16 protein-coding genes are annotated in these 21,216 nt (G+C 69.4%); all 16 read left to right on the forward strand.

The genetic code is table 11. The annotated features are described in order from the left end of the window. Nucleotides 1–22 precede the first annotated feature (22 nt). The 16 genes from J8I82_RS21310 to J8I82_RS21385 are packed head-to-tail and all read left to right on the forward strand — an operon-like array spanning nucleotide 23 to nucleotide 21,186. Nucleotides 23–2,203 (forward strand): phage tail sheath subtilisin-like domain-containing protein, encoded by a 2,181-nt coding sequence (locus tag J8I82_RS21310; protein ID WP_245179964.1) that lies wholly within the window; start codon nucleotides 23–25, stop codon nucleotides 2,201–2,203. A gap of 17 nt (nucleotides 2,204–2,220) precedes the next feature. After that, the gene (locus J8I82_RS21315) at nucleotides 2,221–2,679 is read left to right on the forward strand and encodes a phage tail protein (RefSeq protein ID WP_209760872.1); all 459 of its coding nucleotides are present in this window, start codon (nucleotides 2,221–2,223) and stop codon (nucleotides 2,677–2,679) included. Between the two features lie 4 nt (nucleotides 2,680–2,683). Next, complete coding sequence (locus J8I82_RS21320) at nucleotides 2,684–4,291, forward strand: hypothetical protein (protein ID WP_209760874.1); 1,608 nt, start codon at nucleotides 2,684–2,686, stop codon at nucleotides 4,289–4,291. Next, nucleotides 4,284–4,757, forward strand: coding sequence for a phage tail protein (locus tag J8I82_RS21325; protein ID WP_209760877.1), 474 nt, complete (start codon nucleotides 4,284–4,286; stop codon nucleotides 4,755–4,757). Before J8I82_RS21320 ends, J8I82_RS21325 begins: the two co-directional genes overlap by 8 nt. A gap of 11 nt (nucleotides 4,758–4,768) precedes the next feature. Then, complete coding sequence (locus tag J8I82_RS21330) at nucleotides 4,769–5,491, forward strand: CIS tube protein (protein ID WP_209760879.1); 723 nt, start codon at nucleotides 4,769–4,771, stop codon at nucleotides 5,489–5,491. Further along, on the forward strand, nucleotides 5,488–5,652 hold the full coding sequence (locus J8I82_RS21335; protein ID WP_209760881.1) for a hypothetical protein: 165 nt from the start codon (nucleotides 5,488–5,490) through the stop codon (nucleotides 5,650–5,652). Before J8I82_RS21330 ends, J8I82_RS21335 begins: the two co-directional genes overlap by 4 nt. Beyond that, nucleotides 5,639–6,694, forward strand: coding sequence for a phage late control D family protein (locus J8I82_RS21340; RefSeq protein ID WP_209760883.1), 1,056 nt, complete (start codon nucleotides 5,639–5,641; stop codon nucleotides 6,692–6,694). Before J8I82_RS21335 ends, J8I82_RS21340 begins: the two co-directional genes overlap by 14 nt. Continuing rightward, a complete protein-coding gene (locus tag J8I82_RS21345) occupies nucleotides 6,691–7,332 on the forward strand; it encodes a phage baseplate assembly protein V (protein ID WP_209760885.1) in 642 nt (213 codons plus the stop codon). Before J8I82_RS21340 ends, J8I82_RS21345 begins: the two co-directional genes overlap by 4 nt. Beyond that, a complete protein-coding gene (locus J8I82_RS21350) occupies nucleotides 7,326–8,987 on the forward strand; it encodes a hypothetical protein (RefSeq protein WP_209760887.1) in 1,662 nt (553 codons plus the stop codon). Before J8I82_RS21345 ends, J8I82_RS21350 begins: the two co-directional genes overlap by 7 nt. 3 nt (nucleotides 8,988–8,990) lie before the next feature. Next, entirely contained in the window at nucleotides 8,991–9,380 is a 390-nt protein-coding gene (locus tag J8I82_RS21355) for a GPW/gp25 family protein (protein ID WP_209760889.1), read from the forward strand. A gap of 13 nt (nucleotides 9,381–9,393) precedes the next feature. Continuing rightward, nucleotides 9,394–11,601, forward strand: coding sequence for a putative baseplate assembly protein (locus J8I82_RS21360; RefSeq protein ID WP_209760891.1), 2,208 nt, complete (start codon nucleotides 9,394–9,396; stop codon nucleotides 11,599–11,601). Nucleotides 11,602–11,612: 11 nt separating this feature from the next. Next, nucleotides 11,613–14,063: a hypothetical protein gene (locus tag J8I82_RS21365; RefSeq protein ID WP_209760893.1), complete on the forward strand. Its 2,451-nt coding sequence runs from the start codon at nucleotides 11,613–11,615 to the stop codon at nucleotides 14,061–14,063. Between the two features lie 32 nt (nucleotides 14,064–14,095). After that, entirely contained in the window at nucleotides 14,096–15,034 is a 939-nt protein-coding gene (locus tag J8I82_RS21370; protein ID WP_209760896.1) for a hypothetical protein, read from the forward strand. A gap of 9 nt (nucleotides 15,035–15,043) precedes the next feature. Continuing rightward, entirely contained in the window at nucleotides 15,044–17,590 is a 2,547-nt protein-coding gene (locus J8I82_RS21375) for a coiled-coil domain-containing protein (protein WP_209760898.1), read from the forward strand. An 18-nt stretch (nucleotides 17,591–17,608) separates the two neighbouring features. Continuing rightward, a complete protein-coding gene (locus J8I82_RS21380) occupies nucleotides 17,609–19,309 on the forward strand; it encodes a hypothetical protein (protein ID WP_209760900.1) in 1,701 nt (566 codons plus the stop codon). Beyond that, nucleotides 19,306–21,186, forward strand: coding sequence for a hypothetical protein (locus J8I82_RS21385; RefSeq protein WP_209760902.1), 1,881 nt, complete (start codon nucleotides 19,306–19,308; stop codon nucleotides 21,184–21,186). Before J8I82_RS21380 ends, J8I82_RS21385 begins: the two co-directional genes overlap by 4 nt. Nucleotides 21,187–21,216 lie beyond the last annotated feature (30 nt).

Raw genomic sequence — 21,216 nt, forward strand, 5'->3', positions numbered from 1 at the left:
CGCAGCCCCGAAGGAGGCCGATATGCCGGAGTACCTCGCACCAGGCGTCTTTGTAGAGGAGACGAGTTTCCGCAGCAAGTCCATCGAAGGCGTCGGGACCAGCGTCGCGGCGTTGGTGGGTCCGACCCGCACGGGGCCACTGCGCGGCGTGCCGGAGGTAATGACGAGCTATGCCGAATTCGAACGCATTTTCGGCGACGCCGCGGATATCAACATCGGCAAGGACGGTGGCGCAGTGCTCAACCATACGGCCCACGCAGCGCGTGCCTTCTTCGACAATGGCGGCAAGCAACTCTTCGTCGCGCGCGTGGTGGCCGGCGTGAACGGCATCGGGCCGGACGACGAAGGCAAGTGGCCGAACACGGCGTCGAAGTCCGACGCCGGTAACACCGTGCAGTTCTTCAGCCGCTTTCCAGGCAAGATCGGGGACTACACGCTGGAACTGCACTGGCGCGACAGCGAGAACCTGCTGCGTAGCGAATCGCCGAAATCGGCCACGGGCACCGGACTCTTCTTCCTCGAAGCGACAGGGGTGACACTCGCGGCGAAGGCAACCGGCGCAATCGCCGACGCTGCCTTCCCCATCGACGTGAAGGCGGTCGTCAGGCTCGACGGGGCCAATCTCGCGATCCAGGGCGATGGCGCCGAGATCACGTCGATGGCAGATCCGGCCAATCCGGCGCCCGTCGCGGCGAGCGAGTTGACCGCGCTGATCCCGGCCCAACTGCCCGCCGATGCCAGGCTCACGCGCGTCTTCGTACGCCAGCCGTCCTCCGGCGCGCTCGCGGCGGGCACCTCGGCCGAACTGCAGCTCTCCGAGCCCACCCACCTCACCGCTTACACGGGCGGTGCCGACTGGGGGGACCTCAAGGTGTTGCGCGGGACCCTCGATGCGTCCGGCGAGACCTTCACGGTGACTGGAAACACGACGCTCAATCCCGGCGTGGCCAATCCCATCACGCTGCCGCTCGCGGCATTGGCTGCCGAGCCCGGTGCGGCCCGCTCGATCATCGTGCTGCGCACTTTCGACATTGACGTGCGTAACGGCGGCAAGGACGGGGAGGTGATCCGGACCTACGCCGGTATCACGACGGCGCCGACCGGCACGTCGAGCCTTGCGGCCAACCTGCCGGCGAATCCCGACCGGCGCGCCGAGGCGCTGAGTTCGCCGATCGCCTGCGTCGTCGACGAGGATGCCACGGGCGACGAGATCCAGACCGCGCTGATCGCCATGTGCGATACGGCGGCGCTGAATCCGGGTGCAGCATCGCTCGACGAGCCGCGCTACCTGATAGCGCTGACGGGTGGCGCCGACGGCGCCGAACTCACCGCCGCCGACTATGCCGGCGAGACCGACGAGGTCAAGGGCAGCACAGGCCTGAAGGCGCTCGAAGGCGTCGAGGACGTGTCGATCGTGATAACGCCGGCCGCTGCTGAAGCCGACGAGGACGTGCACACTGCGGTCGTGCTGGAGGTGCAGAAGCATTGCCGGCGCATGCGCTACCGCGTTGGCGTCGTGGATTCGCGCCTGGGCCAGAGCATCGGCGAGCTGCGCGCCTTCGCCGGCCAGTTCGACGATTCGCGGCTCGCGCTGTACCACCCGTGGGTGGTGATTCCGGACCCGACCGGGGTGCGACGCCAGATTTCGGTGCCGCCGGCGGGCTTTATCGCCGGAGTGTATGCGCGCACCGACGTAGATCGTGGCGTGCACAAGGCGCCTGCTAACGAGATCGTGATGGGAGCGCTGCGCTTCGAGCAGCAGATCAATGCGTTCCAGCAAGAGCTGCTGAACCCCAATGGCATCAATTGCCTGCGCTCCTTCGCGGGTCGTGGTCATCGCGTGTGGGGCGGGCGGACGCTTTCGAGCGATCCGGAGTGGAAGTACGTGAATGTACGGCGCTACTTCCTGTACCTCGAGCGCTCGATCGAGAAGTCGACGCAGTGGGCGGTATTCGAGCCGAATGGCGAAGCGCTGTGGGCCAACATCCGCAGCTCAGTCGAGGACTTCCTGTTCAATGAATGGCGCAACCGGCGGCTGCTGGGCGGCACGCCGAAGGAAGCCTATTTCGTGCGCTGCGACCGCTCGACGATGACGCAGAACGACATCGACAACGGCCGGATGGTGTGCATTGTCGGTGTCGCGGCGCTGAAGCCCGCCGAATTCGTGATCTTCCGCATCGGCCAGAAGACCGCCGACGCCTGAGTCAAGGAGAGACAGTCATGGCCGTTTTTCGCGAAACTCCGTATTCGGCGTTCAACTTCCTGGTCGATCTTGAACCCGGGCAGGGCAGCGAGGTGCAGGCGGGCTTTTCCGAGGTGTCGGGGCTGAACGCCGAGGTCACGGTCGCCGAGTACCGCGCCGGCAACGACCGCGTGAACTATGTGCGCAAGGTGCCGGGCATCCACAAGGCGGGCGACGTGACACTGAAGCGCGGCGTGATCGGCGCGCAGAACCTCTACGAGTGGCTGGAGAAGGGCCGCACCGGCAAGATCTCGGAAGCCAAGCGTGACATCGTCGTGAAGCTGCAGTCGGAGGACCGCACCGATACTGTGGTGAGCTGGAAGTTGCGCGGCGCAATGCCGATCAAGTGGACAGGACCGACACTGACCGCGAAGGGCGGCGGCGACGTCGCGATCGAAGAGCTGGTGCTCTCGGTCGAGACGATTGAGCAGGAGTAGGCACGTGCTGATCGCCGACAAGCGCATCGAACTCGACGCTCGTCCCGCGCAGCGGCGGCGGGCGCCGGTCGAGGTCGTGATGATCGGCCATTGCCCGTCGGTGGACGGCAGTGCCGAGTGGAAGCGGCTTGCGCGCGATGTTGCGGCGCTCGCCGAGATTGCAGCACTCGGTTTCACCGCGGAAGCCGAGCGGCTGCGGACGCTCGACGAGGGCGAGAAAGAGTCCGAGCCGGGCGATGGCGCGTTGCTTGCGCTCTACCGCCTGCCGATCCCGATCCGCTCGCTGGGGTACTTCCAGGCGCTGTTCCCGCAGGCCTTCGACACCGACTGTGGCTACCGCAGCGCCCTGGCCGGCCGCGCCGCGTGGCTGCCGGGGGCGGTGCAGGATTTTTTCTCCGGCGCCGAGACCGATTCCCGCGAAACGCGCACGCTGTGGATCATCCGCGTGCCTGAATCCGGTGGCATGCGCGCCTTCCTGCCGGGACCCTACGCGGACCTCATCGACACGTCGGCGCTGGGTGCCTTCGAGCGCGCGCTCCTGATCGCCCGCGCCGGCATCATCGCGCTGCCGGATCTCGAACGGCTGCTGGTGCCAGCCGCGCTGCCCGACGTCCCGCGCGTGCGGCTGCCGAACCCGGAGCCGGTGTTCCTGCCCTGCGGCACCGAGATCGACGACACGCACCGTGAGCGGCCCCGTTCGAACGAAGTCCCGCCTGACGACGACAGGCTTGCGCCGGTCGATATCGTGCCCCCGATCGCGCGCACCCTCGCACGGTTGCGCCCGGACATGCAGTGCCTGCTGGCGCTGCCTTTCGACCTGCAGCCGAGGGACGAACTGCCCGCGCCCGCGCGCGACTTCCTCGACCACCTTGCCAGTATCGCAGGCGAAGCCGGCAGCGAGGCCGAGGGCGGCGCGGCCGTGACGCCGCATAGCGAACTCGCCGGCAAACTGCGACACCTGCAGTTCGTATGGCCTTACCTGCGTGGCGCGGAACAGACGCTCGCGTCGCCCTGCGGGCTCATCGCCGGCGTGCAAGCCCGCGTGTCGCAGCGCCACGGCACATGGCGCTCGATCGCCGGACGGCCCTTGCGGGGCGCGCAGTTGCCGTGGCCGCCGGTGACGCAGCAGCAGGCCACGAGCCTGCGTGAATCGCCGGGCGTCACGGTGCTGCTGGTGCGCGCCGGAAAGCTGCAGGTGGATGACGAGGCGCTCGCCGCTCCCTGCCTGCCGGCGGCGGACCTTCACCGCATGGGCGCCAGGAGCCGCGCGCAGGACCATTGGCGCTCGGCCGAGGTGATGCGCTTCATGGGCTGGATCCGGCGCGAGCTGCAGGCGTTGGGCGAGCAACTCGTCTTCGACGTCGATCCGGGCGATCCACGCCCGGAACTCGCGTTGCGTGCCTTTTTCGGGCGGCTGCACGACGCGGGGGCGCTGCGCGGGGCCCGTGCCGAGGAGGCGTACCGCATCCACAAGTTGCCACCGGGCGAATCGACGCTCGCCTTCGAGATCGAGATCGCGCCGGCCTATCCGATCGACCGGCTGCGCATCACATTCCTGCACGATCGCCACGCCGCCGTGGCGGACACCCGCATCGAGGCTGTCGATGGCTGATTACGCCGATTCCCCGCGCGAGTTCATCCCCTTCCGCTTCCGCGTCGCGCTGTACGACGGCGAAGGCGGTGGGTTGCTGTGCCGCGGCGCCTTCAGCGAAGTATCGGGGCTGGAGACGACAATGGCGCCGAAGGCCCTGAAGGAGGGTGGGCGCAACTGGGGTGAGGTGCAGTTGTCGGGGCCGGCGACCTTCGCGCCGATTATCCTGAAACGCGGCATCACGGAGCTCGCGGACCTGTGGAACTGGTTCGACATGTGCACGCGCCAGTCGAACTACGCACTGCGCGTGTCTGGCCTGATCGAGGTCTGCCACCCCGAAAAGCCCGATCAGCCGCTGCTGCGCTGGCGGATCACGAACGCGCTGCCAACCAAGTTCAAGGGACCGGACCTCTCGTCGACCGCGAGCCAGGTCGCGATCGAGGAGCTGCAGCTCGTGCATGAAGGGCTGGAACTGGAACGCGGCTAGGGAGACAGACGATGCCCGCCATGCAAATTGCCCGCGCGAAGTTGATCCCGATGAACGGCGACCAGGTCGAGACCGACGAGTCGAAGCACATCGATGTGCAGTTCAACCCCGCGACGCTGCGCGTGACGCTGTCGAACACGCTGAAGGCCGACAACCGCGGGGGGAGCGGGCAGAGTGGGGCGGCGGCGCAATATGTCGACAAGAGCGAATCAACGTTGGCGGTGGAGCTCGTCTTCGACACCAGTATCGCGGCGCAGCTGGGCTCCGATATCCGCACGGACCGCGAGACGATGGCCGCGAACACCGACGTGCGCACGCTCACGAAGCGCATCGCCGAAGGCTTCATGAAGCCGCAGGACGCCGAATCGAATCGCCCGAAGGCGCCCAAGCGCTGCCGCTTCCAGTGGGGCAGCTTCCAGTTCACGGGCATGCTGTCGAGCTACTCCGAAACGCTCGACTTCTTCGCGCCCGAAGGCATTCCGCTGCGCGCGACGCTCGCGCTGACCTTCAAGGAAGACCGCTACCAGTTTGCGCTGGACCCCTCGGTGCAGGCCGCCGAGCGCGCGCGCCCGAGCTTCGCGCCTGGCGGCGAAGGCCAGAGCGCGGCGACCGCGACCCAGGCGGTCGGCCAGGATCCGCGCCAATGGCGCACGGTGGCCGACCTTAACCGCCTCGACAATCCGCGCTTCACACCGGCCATCGGCGTGATGATCCGGATCGGAGACTTCCAATGACCATCCTGATCGACGAAATTGTCGCCGAAGTCCGGCCCGAGCCGAACCCCGCACAGACCGCCGGCGCCGAGCCGCGCCCGCCCGAAGGGAAGCCTGGTGAAACCCTGCTCGATCTGCTCTCCGTAACCCGTGAGCGGGAGGCGCGTCTTGCCATCGACTGACCTCAATCTCGTCAGCGTCCGTCCGCGCGTGCGGGTCGATGGCAGCGACAATGCGGCGCTCGGCGAGGCGGCTGCCGCGCTGTCCGTGCATCTGCCGGCCAATGGCATGGCGAGTGCGGAATTGCGTGTGATCAACTGGCATCCGGGTGAGGGCGGTGGCGGGCAGCCGGACTTCGCCTTTCAGGCCCTTCGCCTGGGGAGCCGGATCGAGATCCGCCTTGGCGAAAGCGCCGACAACGCGGTGTTCGCAGGCGACGTCACGGCCTTCGAGGAGCGCTATGGCGATGGCGCGCCACAGCTCGTCATCCTCGCCGAGGACGCGCTGCACAAGCTTGCCCGCAGCCGCGCGAGCCGCGTGTTCGCGGACAAGGGGCTCGCTGATGTGGTGCGTGACATTGCCGGCAGTGCAGGACTGCAGGCCGACGTGAACGTCGAGGCGGGGATGGCGACCTGGCTGCAGCACAACGAGAGCCATCTCGCCTTCCTGTTGCGCGTGTTGGGCCCGCACGCGATTCCGCTGCGCATGCAGGATGGACGGCTGCGTGCTCGCCCGGAGGAGACCGACGCGAACCCGGTGCGTCTCGACCCCGCCGCCAACGCCCTGCGCATCCGTATCGTCGCGGACCTGAACCGTCAGCCGCGCGAAGCGCTTTCCGCCGGCTACAACCTCGATGCGGACAGTTCAGCCAGCGGCAGCCACTCGGCGCTCGCGCCGTCGCCGGCCGGGCGCACTGCCGCCGCGACGCTCGCCGAGCTAGGCTGGGACGGCCGCTCGCCGCGCCCGCACCCCTTTGCGCGCACGCAGGCCGAGGCCGAATCGTTGGCGAGAGGGGCCTTCCAGCTCAATGCGCAGCGCTTCCTGCACGGTGAAATCGTCTGCACCGGCACGCCCAGGCTCGGCGCCGGGCGCGAGGTCGAGCTCGCCGGTGTGTCGCCGCGGCTCGCCGGGCGCTACCGCGTCGCCGATTGCTGGCATCACTTCGACAATGCGCAGGGGCTGCAAACGCGGCTGCGCGTGGAACGGCCGGACTGGAATCCATGAGCGGACGCCACAGCCCAGGCCCCCTCCAGGAATTGCATCTCGGCGTCGTGCTCGACAACGCCGATCCGGGCAATCGCGGCCGCGTGAAGCTGCGCCTGCCCGCGACCGGCCTTGAGACCTGGGCGGCGGTGATGGTGCCGAGCGCCGGCAGCGGTTACGGCGTGAGCCTGCTGCCGCGGCAAGGCGAACAGGTTGTCGTCGCCTTCATCAGCCCCGATTTGCCGATCGTGTTGGGCGCGGTATGGAGCGGCAGCGACAGCCAGCCGGCGGACGGGCGCCCCGTGGAGGAGCGCTACTTCGTGCAAAGCCCCGTCGGCATCAAGGTGCTGCTCGACGATAACGAACCGAAAGTAAAGCTCGAGACACCGGCGGGCAACAGCCTGACGATCACCGACCAGGGTGGCGGCAGGATTACGATCGAGGAGGGCGGGGAGAAAGTCGAGATGTCCCCGGGCAGCATCAAGGTGACGACCAGCGGCGAAGTGAAGATCGAGGCGTCGCAGGTATCGGTGTCCGCCGCGATGGTCAAGGTCGAGGCTGCGATGAGCAGGTTTTCCGGGGTCGTGCAGTGCGACACGCTGATCAGCAGCTCGGTCGTGTCGTCGAGCTATACGCCGGGGGTCGGGAACATATGGTGACGCTCCCGACCGCGCTGCTCGCCGAAACGCCGCAGCGCGCGCGGCTTTTGATCGACCCGGTCGGCACGAAGGGCGCCCACGTGCCGCGCCTCGTGGCGCCGTACTTCGCCGGCGACGGTGACGGCCTGACGCTGCACCAATACTTCGATGAGGACTTCGTCGCGCGCTTCCTGAACGACGCGCAGGCTGGACGCCTAGTCGGAACGGCCGCGCAGCCCTGGTACCGCGACGATCGCTTCGGCCGCTTCACGAACGAACCGGCGCTGCGTCTGCCGATGCACCGCAGCTTCTACCTCGCGTGCTGCGAAGTGCAGTGCGCCGTGCCAGGCGCTACGGCTTTCGATCCGAAGAAGATCCGCTCGGCGGGGCTTGTGGTGCGCCGCGTGCCTGCCGACGGAACGCCCCAGCGCTGGATGATTGCCGGCGGCCAGCCGATCGGCTGGTGCGAAGGGAACATTCCCGGGCACGACCCCGACGACGTGCGGCGTCTCACCGCGCGGGGGCTTTTGCCGCAGCGCTTTCCCGAGCCGCCGTATTCGGGCGAGGAAGTCGTGCCGATGCGCCCGCTGCTGGTTCGCGTGCGCGACGCGAGCGGGGCGGAGCGCAACCGCACGCTGCTGTGGGGCTATCTGCCGTTCGGTGGCAGCGCCCGGGAGGTGCCGGGCGCGCCCTTGCCGCAGGCGAACGGCGCCGAAGTGGCGGATTTCGGCCTTGAACACGCGTGGCCGCTGGGTAGCCGCGACGCGCGGGCGTGGGCAGACGCGGACGGCCTGGTTACAGCGAACGGGATCGCGACGGTGGGGTTCGTCGAGCTGCTGCAGACGCTGGTTGCGCAATTTCGCGTCAACGAGGCTGGCGACGCCGACAACACGGGCCTGCGCACGCTGCTCGGCCAGTTGCGCTTCCATACGCTCGAATGGCGCATCGTGGATGACGAAGCCCTGCCTCAGCTCGTGCCGGTGTTTGGCGAGACCGTGCTCGACTGGATCACGCACAGCACGCCGGCGCTGGTCGAGCTCTTTGCGCGCATCGTGCGGCGCGAAGCGGTCGCCGGCACGGTGGCCTTGCCTGACGGCAAAGGCGGTTCGCGCGTCGACCGCCTCTTCATCGGCGAGCAGCAGGCCGCGGACTTGCGCAGCCTTGTGGTGCTGCGCACGGCGCGCGCACAGGTGCGCTTCGATGACGGCCTGCCTCTGCCGCGCTACGGCCAGACCGATGGCGACCGCTTCGTGGCCATGCCTTTCGTGCGCTGGGAGGACGACTGTGGCTGCGAGCGCGTCACGTGGGGGCCGCCGAGCCGCGTGTTCCGCGTCGCCTCGCCGCTCGACCCGGACGCGCAGCGCCCGACCACCGTCGTGCTGCCTTCACTCGACGATTTCAAACGCGGCGCGGCACGCGGTGTGGCGATGCTTGCACCGAAGTCGCTTGCCGACGTGCTGCGCAAGATCGCACCCGGCATCGATATGAAGGGCGACGGTCCCGGCAACCGCTCGGGCGCGTGCTGGAGCTTCAGCTTCAGCCTGCCGGCGATCACGTTGTGCGCGATGTTGATGCTGATGGTCGTGATCAACATGCTGAACCTCTTTCTCGGCTGGCTGCCGTGGGTCTTTCTCGCGCTGCCGCGGCTGTGCCTGAAGGCGCTGAAAGGGAAATAGACCATGGCAATACCGGAATCGCTGCTGACGAGCTTCCCGCTGCTGCCCGGCCTCGGCGGGGACGGGCGCCCCGCGTGGCGGCGCGGCAATTCGAGCGTGCGCGAGGTGATGCTCAACATCCTGCTGACGCGCCCCGGCGAGCGCTTGATGCGCCCCGAGTTCGGCGCCGGCATCCGCAATTTCATCCACCACCCCAACAACGAGACGACGCGCGCATTGATTGCCGACGCGGCACTGCGGGCGCTGACGCGATGGGAGCCGCGCGTGACGATCGAGGAGGTGCGCGTCGTGGCCGACCGCGAACGGCTGTCCCACGTGAACCTGTCGGTGCGCTACCGGCTGCTCGCCGACGGCCGGCAGGACTCGATCGAACTGGCACTGGACCTTGGCTGAGGGAGTCTGAAAGATGTCGCTGCCCGATACGCTTTTCAGCCAGTTTCCCGTTCCGGACCTCGATGACCGTCGTTTCGACGAACTCGTCAACGAACTGCAGGCGCGCCTCGCACGGCACGTGCCGGAGATGGCACCGCTCGCCCCCGGAGACCCGGTGCACGCGCTGGTCGATCTCTTCGCGTGGCTCACCGAGACCATCATCTACCGCGCGAACCAGATCCCGGACCGCCAGCGTCTCGCCTTCCTGAACCTGCTGCAGATTCCGCTGCGCCCGGCACGGCCCGCCTCGGGTATTGTCAGCATCGACGCAACGGGCCGTGCGTTGCCGCCGCTGATCGCGACCGAATCGCTGCTGAAGGCTGGCACGACAAGCTTCACCACGGCCGGCGAGGTCCAGCCGACGCCGCTTTCACTGCGCATCGTCGTGAAGCGCACGATGGACGAGGCCGCGCTGGCCGCGGAGGGCATCACGCTCGCGCAGTTGCAAGCGCAGTACGGCGTCGAGCCGGCAGCGTTCCGGCCGGTGACGCTGGTGCCCGGCCATGACGCGCTGACCACCGCTGCCGCGCTCGACGGGGCCTTCCACCTCGCACTGTGCCTTGCGAAGCCCGCGTTCGTCGCCCAGGCCGATCTCGTGCGCCGCGACCTTGCTGGCGTCGTGCTGAACGTGGGCGTGGCACCGCTGACCGAGCTCGAAGGCCTGCTAGCGACCGGCCTGCGGCCGCGCAAGCTCGACTGGGAGCTCGCGTGGTGGCCCGAGCCCGACACGGCGCCACAAGACGTGCGGTACCTGCCGCTCGAAGTGGTTGCCGACAGCTCGGCGGGCGGGCGCCGCACCGGTGTCGTACGCCTGCGCCTGCCGCGCGACCCGCGGATGCTGCGCGCCGCCACCGCGCTCGACCCGCAGTTCGCGGGCATGGGGGAGACGCCACCGGAAGCGCCCGCGGATCTTCGCCCCGGCCAACTGCTGTTCTGGCTGCGCCTGTCCTGCGCCGACGAGCCGGCGCTGACCCTGGGCTACCTCGGCATCAACGCCGTCGACGTGACCGGGCAGGGCATCGCGCGCGACATCGTGCTCGGCGCCGGCACCGGCCGTCCTGACCAGAGCTTTCCGCTCGCACATGCGGACGTCGACGCGGCGAGCGTCGCAGTCGATATCGAGCATCTAAGCCAGTTTCAGCCTTGGACGCAGGTCGCGCATTTCGCCGGCAGCGGGCCGGACGACACCGTTTTCGTGGTCGACGCGGCGAGCGGCAGCGTGCGTTTTGGCGACGGCATCCGCGGCAAGCGCCCGCCTGCCAACGCCCGTATCCGTGCGGCCTTCTATCGGTATGGCGGAGGCTCGGCGGGCAACCTGCCGGCCGACAGTATCAAGGAGCTCCACGGCCGCAGCGACCGCCTCGCGCTGCGTCACGAATGGCCGACGCGCGGCGGTGTCGACGGCGAGACGCTCGAACAGGCCGCGCGCCGCATCCCGGCCTTCCTGAGCCACCGCGACCGCGCCGTCACCGCCGACGACTTCGCCGTGCTCGCACGCGACAACCCGATCAATCCGGTCGCACGCGCCGAGGCGGTCGCCGGCTTCTTCCCCGGGGCGAGCCTGACGGCCGTGCGCCGCAACGTGCCAGGTGTTGTCGCCGTGTTCGTGATGCCGCCCGCGCCGCAAATGCTCGCCGCAGCGCCGCGCCCGAACGCGGGGCTCCTGGCCGATGTGTATGACTACCTGTCGGCCCGCTGCATGCTTGGCACGGAGCTCTATGTGCTGTCGCCGCAGTTCGTGCCGGTCGCTGTCGCGGTGTCGCTCGAAGTCGTCGATCCGGCGACCGAGCAGCAGGTGCATGCGGACGTCGAGCGTTCGCTGCTTCGCTACCTGTGGGCGCTGCCACCGGGCGGCCCGCGCGGTGCCGGCTGGCCGCGCGGTCGCGCCGTCGAGATCAACGAGCTGCGCACGCAGGCGGGTCGCGTCGAGGGCGTCGAGGCGGTCAACGCGTTGCGCCTTTTCTACCAGGACCAGCAGCAGAACCCGACCGTCTGGTTGGAACTCACCGGTGCGCAGGCACTGCCACTGCTGGACTACCAGTTGCCCGAGCTGATGGCGGTCGCCGTGCGGCCGGGCGAGGACCGGCCGCCGCCGCCGCGCGGCTTCGGGCCGGGCCGCCCGCCCGAAGACGACGCAGGCACCCGCGCCGTGCCCGTTCCGGTGATCCCGGATTTGTGCTGACGCCCCCGGCCATGAACAGCAACGGCACTCGCTTCCTGCTCCTCGACGGTGCGTCGGACTTCCGCAACGCGAGCCGGGAATGCAGCTGGGACGTCGAGCAGCGCGCCTTCACGCTGACCCGCCAGGATACGCCGCGCCTGCCGACGATGCCGCCCGCCCGCGCGCGCGAACTGCTCGCCGCGGCCACCCCCTTCGTACTCGACGACCACGGCCAGCTCGGACGCCTGTCAGACGACGGTACGCGTTTCGAATGCACCCTGACCTGGCCGCCGGCCGCCTGGCAGGCGGTGCTCGCCGCGCTCGACGACGCCGAGACCGGCGCGCCGGACCTCGAGGCGCTGGTGCTCGATCCGGTCGACGCGCCCGCGGGCCGCTTTACGGACCTGAATCTGGGCGGCAGCGGCCTGGTTGCGCTGCCCTGGACCGACGGCGGGGTGCAGAATGGCCTGACTGCCGTGCATCTGCGCCGCCGCTGGCAGACGCATTGCACGCTCACCTTCGCCGCCCAGCGCGCCTGGGTGGAGTCGACGACGGGCGCGGACCGCGTGTGGCTGCTGGGCGAAACGCGTCTGGGACTCGCCGTCGGCGCGCCGCTGCCCCAGCCCTACGTCGGTCGCCCCGAACGCTTCGAACCGCTGCAGGTGAACCCCGACCCGCTGCGCCTGCTGTGGGACATTGCACTGCCGCCGCACGGCGGGGTGATCGGCTTGGCTGCTGACGCCGAGCGTCTCGTCGTGCTCGCTGAACGGCCCGACAGTACGGCCGACGCGCCGCGCATGCAGGTCTTCAGCCGCCCGCTCGCCGCCGGCGCGGAGGAGGGGTTTCGGGTGCATCGCCTGCCGGACGGCCTGCCCCTCGCGACCGACATCGCCGCCACGGGCGATGGCCGTTACCTGCTGCTGATGCCCTTCGAAGAGGGGCAGTCGCGCGGCCTGCGGCGCGACTGCGCGCTGATCTCGTTACCGGAAAGGGCAGGGGACGCCGGCGCGGACGAAGATGCGGCCGAACTCGTCGCCGAACGCTGGCCGCGCCGCTCGGAAGCCGCCATTCCCGCTGCAGTACGCTTTGTCAGTCATCGCGACGGCCATCCCCGCACACTCACCGCCGACGGGCCGATTCGCCTGTATCGGCTCGCGCAGGCGCATTTCGCGACCGTCGGCACGGTCACGCTCACAGAGATCCTCGATTCGGCAATGCCCGATACGCTGTGGGACCGCATCTGCCTCGACGCCTGCATCCCGCCCGGCTGCCGCCTCGACATTGCCTTGCAGGCCGGCGACGACCATGACCATCTGCCCGACGAGTGGATCGCCCAGCCGCAGCCGGTACTCACGTTACGGGTCTCGGAACTCGCCTTTACGCCGGGACGCGCGCCGGCAGGCGAGGACCATGCGGGCCACGCGGGCCTGTACGAACTCCTGATCCAGCGCAGCAACGGCGCGGTGCGCGAGGTGCGCGGGCGTTACCTGCGACTGCGGATCACGATGCACGGCGACGGCCGCCACAGCCCGGCGATCTTTGCGTTGCGCGTGTGGTATCCGCGCTTCTCGTGGCAGACGCACTACCTGCCGGACCACTTCCAGCAGCAGGAACGCCCGCTGCCGCAGGAAGGTGCCGAGCCGATCTCCGCCAACGGCGCCGATTTCCGCGAACGCCTGCTCGCGAGTTTCGAGGGCCTGCTGACCCCGCTCGAAGACCGCATCGCCGTCTCCGAGATCCTGCTCGACCCGGCCGCGACGCCAGTCGAACGTCTGCCCTGGCTCGCCGGCATGCTCGGAACGACGCTGCCACGCCACTGGCCGGAGCCGCGCCGTCGTCGCTGGCTCGCCTCCCAAGGAGCGATGCAGCAGGCGCACGGCAGCTACCGCGGGTTCCTGCTCGCGCTCGACATCCTGACCGATGGCGCGGTCGCGCGCGGAGCGGTGATTCCGGTCGAACATTTCCGGCTTCGCCGCACGATGGCGACGATCCTCGGCATCGACATGGACGACCGCGACCATCCGCTGACGCTCGGCACGGGTCTCTCCGGCAACAGCATCGTCGGCGCCAGCCTGATCCTGTCTGACAGCCAGGCGCGCGAATTCCTTGCGCTCTTCGCGCCGGAAGTCGCCGAATCCACCGGAGAGACCGCCATCGTCGACCGCTTCTTTGACGAAGCCGCGCGGCGCATGACCGTGATCCTGCACGGCCCCGCGAAACACCTCGCCGCCGTCGTACGCGACGCGATGCCGTCCCTCGTACCGGCGACCGTGCAATGGGCGATCCGCACGAGCGACCACCCCTTCGTGCTGGGCCTGTCGCCACTGCTCGGCATCGACACCTGGCTGGAAACCCAGCCGCCGCCGGAACGCGTCGTGCTCGACCGCACCCGTCTCGGACGTGGCGACCTGCTGCACAACCCGGTCGCCCTCGATCCCGAGCACGCCGTGCCGATCGACGGGACCGCCAGTGACGCGCCGTAAGGGACAACCAAGGGACAACCAAGGAGAAGGGCATGAGCGAGCCCGACGACAACTGTGACGCAAGCCTCGCCGGTGACGGGCGGTTCGAGGAGGCGCTGAAACGCGTGAGCTACGAGCCCGGCATGTTGCTCGGGCTGGAGGCGACGCGCGCCGAGCAGGACTACCACCGCCGCCGCGCAACGCGCCACGGCTACTGGCTGCACGGCGCGGGCACCGTGGCGGGTCTTCGCGTGAGCCTGCGCGCGGAGGATCCCGGCAACGACACCGACGAAGTGCGCGTGCGCCTGGTCGTGAGTCCCGGCGTCGGCGTCGACGGCCTCGGCCGCGAGATCAGCGTCCCAGAACCCTACTGCGTCGATCTCGGCGCCTGGCTCACTGCGCAGCACGAGGACGAGGCATTGTGGGGCGCGCTGATTCGCGACGGCTATGCGGAACCTGACAACCTGCTGTGGCTCAAGGTCACGATGCGCTATCAGGACTGCAATAGCGGCCTGCAGCCTGTGCTCGCGAGCGAGGTCAACGCCGGCACCGACCCGGTCCAGCCCAGCCGTGTCGCGGACTGCGTGCTCTTCGAACTCGTCGCCGAACGCCCCGACGACGTCCCCGCCGAAGAGCACCTCTTCGCCGCCCATGCGCGGATAAGGCCTTACGCCGAGATCGAGGCGAGGCTCGGCGAGCGCGAACGCGCGCAGGTCGTGGCCGCGGCCGGCGCCGCACGCACCCAACTGGAACTCGGCGCACGGCTGCTGCATTCGCTCGGCGACGACAACCAGTCACTCGTCGCACGCCAGGCCTTCCTGACCGATCCCGCGCAGCTCGCACGCACGCTGCTCGCACGGATCGCGATCCGCCTGACGCCCCCGGCGCCCGAGCCAGGCCTCGTCGTCAATCCGCGCCGCATCGAGGTCGACAACCTCGCGCGCCCCTTCCTGTTCAATGCCGCCGCGCTCGCCCGGATGATCCGCGCGTAAGGAGCCGCCATGGCCAATATCCGCTTTACTCCACTCCGGCTGGGCACGACGAACGTGGCAGGCGAACGCATCTCCAGCATCGATCCGCTGCTGTCTCGCACGAACTACTTCGACGGGCAGCTCCTGAAGGCGGCCGATCTCAACCGCGACCAGATCTACCTCGACGAGCGCATGCTCGAACTCGGTCAGGTCTTCGGCGCCGGTATCGTGCGCGGACTCGACATCAGCCTGCAGGCCGCCCACATCCTGCAGGTCGAACCCGGCATCGCGATCGCGCCATCGGGCCGCGTGCTGCAGCTGAACGGCCAGCCGCTGACGATCGATCTCCTTAACCTCGGGCTCATCGCGACGCTCAACAACGGACGTGTCCGCAGCTACGCACGCGGCCTGTATGCGCTGGCGCTGAGCCATGCGACCGTTGTCGATGGCGTCGCCGAAGCCTTCCCCCAGGATCTGGCCACGCGACGCACACCGCACGTCGCCGCCTGGGCCGAAGGCGTCGAGCTGCGCCTGATGCCGCTGCCCCTGCCGCTGCCGCGCCAGGACGAGATTGCGGTGCGCGCCACACTCGCGCGGGAACTCCTCTCCGGTGGCGACCGACTCGCGCTGCCTTCGGATGACGCCGTCGCACTGGGCCTGATCGCGGTCGAACGCAGCCGCATCCTGTGGCTCGACCGCGGCCTCCTGCGCCGTCCGCAACGTGCGCTCAACACGCCGAACGCCGTTCAGCAGGACCTCGCCACGCACTACCATGAACTGATGCAGGCCGTGCTCGCCGCGCGCCAGAGCTCGGGCCTGCGCGGGGCCTTCGCCGCAAGCCAGTACTTCCGCGTGCTTCCGCCGTGGGGTGCGATCCCGCAAGACTCGATCGATCCGGTCGGCGGGCGACAGCAGTTCTTTCCGCAGGATTTCGAAGTCAGCATCGCGCCGGTGCGCCGCAATGAGCTCGCCGCGGTACTCGCGGACTCGGCCCACCTCGCGCCGATCGACCTCGAACGCGACGCCGACTGCGACATCATGGTGCTGGCGCCGATGAGCGACACCGCCTTCGCGCTGCGAGCGCGCCAGCTCGCAGCGCCAGCCGAGCTCGTGCCGCGAGGACTCGGGCGCCTCGCGCGTCTCGACCGCCTCGCGCTGCGCATCCGTCCGCTGCCCCCGATCCACCGCATTGACACCGATGCCGACGTGTGGCGCGCGATCTGGGCTGACCTCAATCCGGACGAGCTGATGTTCGTGCGCCGCCCGCCGCGCACCGCGGAGACCGGCGTCAGTGCCGTCGTGCTCGCGCTCGGCATGACGCTGCCGGCGCCAGGCGCCGCGCTGCCGCCCGATGCGGCGCAGCTGGAAGAACAGCTCGATGCCGCCCTCGAAGCCGCCGACGCTGCCGAGGAGGCGCGCGCCACGCTCGCTTCCGAAAGCGCGCGACAGAAAGTGCGCATCACCGAGCTCGAAAAGGCCGTCGCGCTGGGTGGCGACCAGCGTCTTGCCGATGCGCTGGCGGAGATCGAGCGGCTCAAGCTCGCCCTCGCCGCCGCGCAGGAGGAGGTCGAAAGCCTGCGCTCGGACGATCGCAACGCGAGCATACTCGCCAACGCGCTGGAGGCTTCGAGCAAGCGCATCGACGAACTGAAGGCCGACCTCGAAGCCGCCCGCGCCGAGATCGAACGGCTGCGCACCGCGAGCCCGGTGCTCGACGAAGACCTCAAGAAGCGTTTTGACGAACTGAGCGCGGCGCTGGACGCCGAGCGCGCGAAGTCGCTCGCTCTGGAGCAGGATATCGCGACGCGGACGACGCAACTCAACGAGGCGCAGTTGCGTATCACCAGGCTCGAAACCGAGCTGAAGGACGCGCAGGCAAAGCTCGATGCGGCGGGCGGCGCGCTCGGCACCAACGACACGGACCTGAGCGCCGCGCGCGAAGAACTTGCGAAACTTAAGGCCGAACTCGACGCGACACGCACGACGCTCGAGACGACCCGCACGGAAAGCGCCGAAGCCCGCACGAAGCTCGATGCGAGCCTCGCCCGCGAAGCCGCCGCGACGGGTTCGCTCGCCGACGCCCTTGGACGCATCGCGGCGCTGCAGGCCGCGGCCAACGCCAGCAGTGCCGAGATCACCGACCTGCGCAGCCGCGCCGACACCCTGGGCACCCAGCTCGACACCGCCAATACCACCATCGACCGACTCAGGACCGAAGCGGCCCAAAGCACCGACCTCGGTGCCGAGCTGACACTCGAACGGCTCGCCCGCGCGCGCGGTGCCGACGCGGCCGGCATCAAGGCGGCCGTCAACGCCGATGCATTGATCGGCGGCAACGAGGCGGCGCGCATCGCCGCGGTGCAGATCGTCGCGCTTGCCGACCGCCGTCTCGACCCCGCACTGTGGGCGAGCATGCTCGCGGTCGCGCGCGCCGATGTGACGGCATTCCGCAAGCTCCGCGACCGCCTCGCCGATCCCGCCGCGAACGTCGACCTGCCGAAGGTCTTCATCGAGGAGGGGCGGAATTTCGGGCTCACCGACCGCCACATCACGTTGTGGAAGCAGCTTGCCGGCTAAGCCGCACCGGAGCGCATCATGGCCCTAACATCCTTCCTGTCGCCGAGCCTGCTGGCCGCGCTGGCCCGGCGGCCGGCGCTGACGCTGTTGCCGCGCGTGCCGGTCGACATCCGACTGCATGAGCCCGAAAAGCACCCCAACGACCCCCGCCGCCTGAACCTTTTCGCCGGGCGCGCGCTGGGCGAGCGCGAATTCGAGCGCCTGCAGGCCTATGTCGATGACCGCGTCGCACCGCTCCTGGCAAGTCTCGCGCCCGGCATTGTCGAAGGGCTGCCCTGCGCCTTCTTTGGCAACGGCGCGGACACCCGCGTGCGTGTGCAGTCCGGCCTCGCGGTCGGTGGGGCAGGCCAGCTTGTGCGCCTCTTCTACCCGCTCGACCAGGCCTGGACCGATCTGGCTGCGCAGGCCGAGCGCGACCAGGACGCACCGCTGCGCGATGGCCTCTTTCTCGTGACGATCCGCAGCGCCGTCGAGCCGATCGACGACCCGACCGACATGGAGCCTTGCACACGCACCGAGCCCGACCCGCTGCGCGAGCGGCGCATCGAGACGGTGTGCCTGCTCGGCCTGCAGCGTATCTCCGGCAGTCCGCGGCTGATGGCAATGCCGCAGCCGCGCGCGGCCAACCGGATCGGCGCCCGCCTGCTGCGCGAGTCGCCGTTCCGCGCCGACAGTGGCGCCGTACCGCTGGGGCTCGTCAAGGTCGTCGGGAAACTGCCGGTGTGGTTCGACCCGCGCGCCGGGCGGCTCCTCGCCGAACCCGACGCCGCGGCGCACATGCTGCTCGCCCAAACCGTCGCCGCGCTCGAAGCCTGGCAGCACGACCACGCCGCGCCATTGCCGGATGTACCGACACAGACCCTGTCCGAGCTCCTTGGTCTCGACTACCTGCCCGCTGCCGGCCCGCTGCCCGCGGCACTTCTGCGCGACCCCGCCAGCAAGGCGCCTGGCCTCGCCTTCCTGCCGCGCGACCTCCAGGTCGAGCTCGCACCGGTCCCCGCCGACACGATCGAAGGCGTCGTTGCCGACGAACTCGCGCGTGGCAGCGTCGACCTGATTCACGGCCTCGGCGAACGCCTCCGCCTGCTTCTCGCGATCCCCGACCTCGACTACCGCCGCGACCTCTTCGACCTGCCGCAGCGCGACACCGCGCTTGAGGACGAACTCTTCCACCGCGGCCAGCGCGCCGCCCAGGCCTGGCAGGACTGGAAGCTGCAATGGCAGAAACTCTACAAGGACCTCACGCTGAAGGAGCTCGCCGCGTTGCGTGTTCCGTTGCCGCGCGTGATGGCGCCGCGCGACCCGGATCTCTACCGTGACGACCTCATCGCTGTCCGCCGCGCGGCGCTCGACCACCCTGACAGCCCGATGCCGGAACCCTACGCGAGCCACCTCGCGGACCGTCATCCGCCGCCGGCAGACTACGTGCCGGTTCAGGGCAGCGAGTTCCCCGACCTCGGTCTCTTCCGCCAGCGCGAAGACCTGCGCACCGGCATCCGCAGCCTCGAAGCCGCGCTCGACAAGAGTTTCCGCCTGCTCGACGAGGTCAATGACTACCTCGGCCTGCAGCGCCAGCAGCTCGATTCCCTGACGGTGTCTTTCAGCACGCTCGCGGGCGGCATCGCCGGCGACGGCCTCGGCGCAAAGCTCGTGCGCTGGACGACGAAAGCCAACTTCGCGCCCAAAGTCGCCACTGACAACCCGGAGAATCCGTCATGACCGACACCTTCGACCGGCTGGTGGCCGGCCAACGATTCGTCGAGGCGACACTCGTCGAGAACGCGCCGACAGAGCTCTCAGTCACCGTGAAGGACAACGCGACGATCTCTGCCGCGGCGCTGGCCGCGCTCGCCGGTTCGGCGCAGATCGCCGCCGAACCGAGCGAGCCGCTCACCGAGCCCGTCTTCAGCAAGGCCGCCGTCAGCGCGAAAGGCATGCTGTCGCACGTTGAAGTGATCCGCGACAGCTTCGTGAATGTGCGCCGCGACGTGCTCGACCTGCGTGCGCTCGCCAATTCGCGCCGCAACCAGGCGAAATCGCTGATCGACCGCGTGTGCGACTTCCTCGACGACTACCTGAAACCCGAGGAACTGCGCCGCATCGGCGCCATCGATGACGACAAGCAGGCTCCGGCCTTCCGCCTCTTCGTCGCGCCGGACCTGCACAATGCCGACGGCCTGCTGTTGCGCCCGAAGCTGGACCGCATGCTGGTGCGACCGGGCGACCCTGGCCCCGGTGGCGTCGCCCACAACGACGAATCGGCGCTCTTTTCCGCTGGCGCGGTGGTCGCCGACGACATCCGCCAGATCGAGGCACTGCGCGGCGCGCTGGTCACGCTGCGGCGCCGCCACCAGCAGGCGCTCGAAGACCTGCGTAGTCGCCTCGCGGCGCTCGAGGCTGATATCCCCCCCGAGATCGGGCAGCTCGGCGTGCGCGAGCGCGCCCGCGCCGAAACGCTCGACGACTACGCGGTCGCGCAGCGCCTGCTCGCGGAGCATTGGCGCGAGATCGAGGCCGCCTACGCCGAACGCCGTCGCGTCATTGAAAGCCACCGTGGGCTCTTCTACGTCAAGGTGCGCGAAACCCCGCTCGGCCGCACGCTGCCCGATCCGCTCGACCTGCGTCCGAGTTCGCCTGACGATCTCGTGCCCGGCTGCGCCAACCGCGACACCCCGCTGCCGGCCGCGCTCGCGCCCTTCATGCAGGCGGTATTCGACATTCCCGCCGGTGACTGGGCGAGCCTGCGCCCGCTGGGTCACTTGCTACCCGGTCGTGCGCTCCTCGCCGGCCTCGTCGACACGCGTCGCCAGATGCTCATGCAACGCGTGAACAAGATCGTCGCCGCCGACACCCCGGGGCTCTCCGGACTGCTGCAGCAGAACCATGCGCTGGTCCGCGAAGTCGCCGCGCGCCCCTTCAACGCCGCCGCACTCGGCGAGCTGCAGCGCCAGGGCAGTGCGATCCTCGCGCTCGGCGACCTGCTCGCGATCCCCGCGCCGCTGTTGCGCGACCCGGCGCGTGCGCTGCACCAGCGCCTGGACGCCGCAGCGGGCTGCCTGTTCGCGCGGCTGCGTACCATCGCGCCGTCGATCCGCCTCGGCTGGGCTGCCGACGCCGAAGCCGACCGCCTGCCGGTCGAAACCCCCGAACGCTGGCCCGGCCTCGCCCAGGCCGAGGAACGCGACTTCAACGGCGTGCGCACGCTCGTCGAACTCGTCGCGTGGTGGTTCCGCCAGATCGACACCGACGCGTCGGGTGTCGCGCGCACGGCCATGCGCAACCTCGTGCGCGCCTGCCTGCTGCTCGCCGCGAGCGACGACCCGCAGCAGCTCGTGCAAGGCCGCCTCAAGACCATCCCAGGCCGCTTCCGTATCGGCGAGGCGCTGCGGCTGACGCTCAATCGCGAAGCCGCTCCGGGCACGCTGCTGCAGCTCTTCGACGCCGGCCAGCGCGTCATCGCGACGCTGCGGGTCGACGACCACGACGAGCAGGGCACCATCGCCTCGGTCGCGAGCATCCTTGATCCGCAAGTCGAGCGCAATCCCGCCATCGTGCTCAACACCGCGCTGCTGATCACCGGACAAGACCGGGGCTGAGAAAATGGCGACTCGCGGCTTCGCCTCGCC

Origin of the sequence: Cupriavidus consociatus (assembly GCF_017814975.1) — a bacterium.
In the GTDB taxonomy this organism is placed as follows: Bacteria; Pseudomonadota; Gammaproteobacteria; order Burkholderiales; family Burkholderiaceae; genus Cupriavidus; species Cupriavidus consociatus.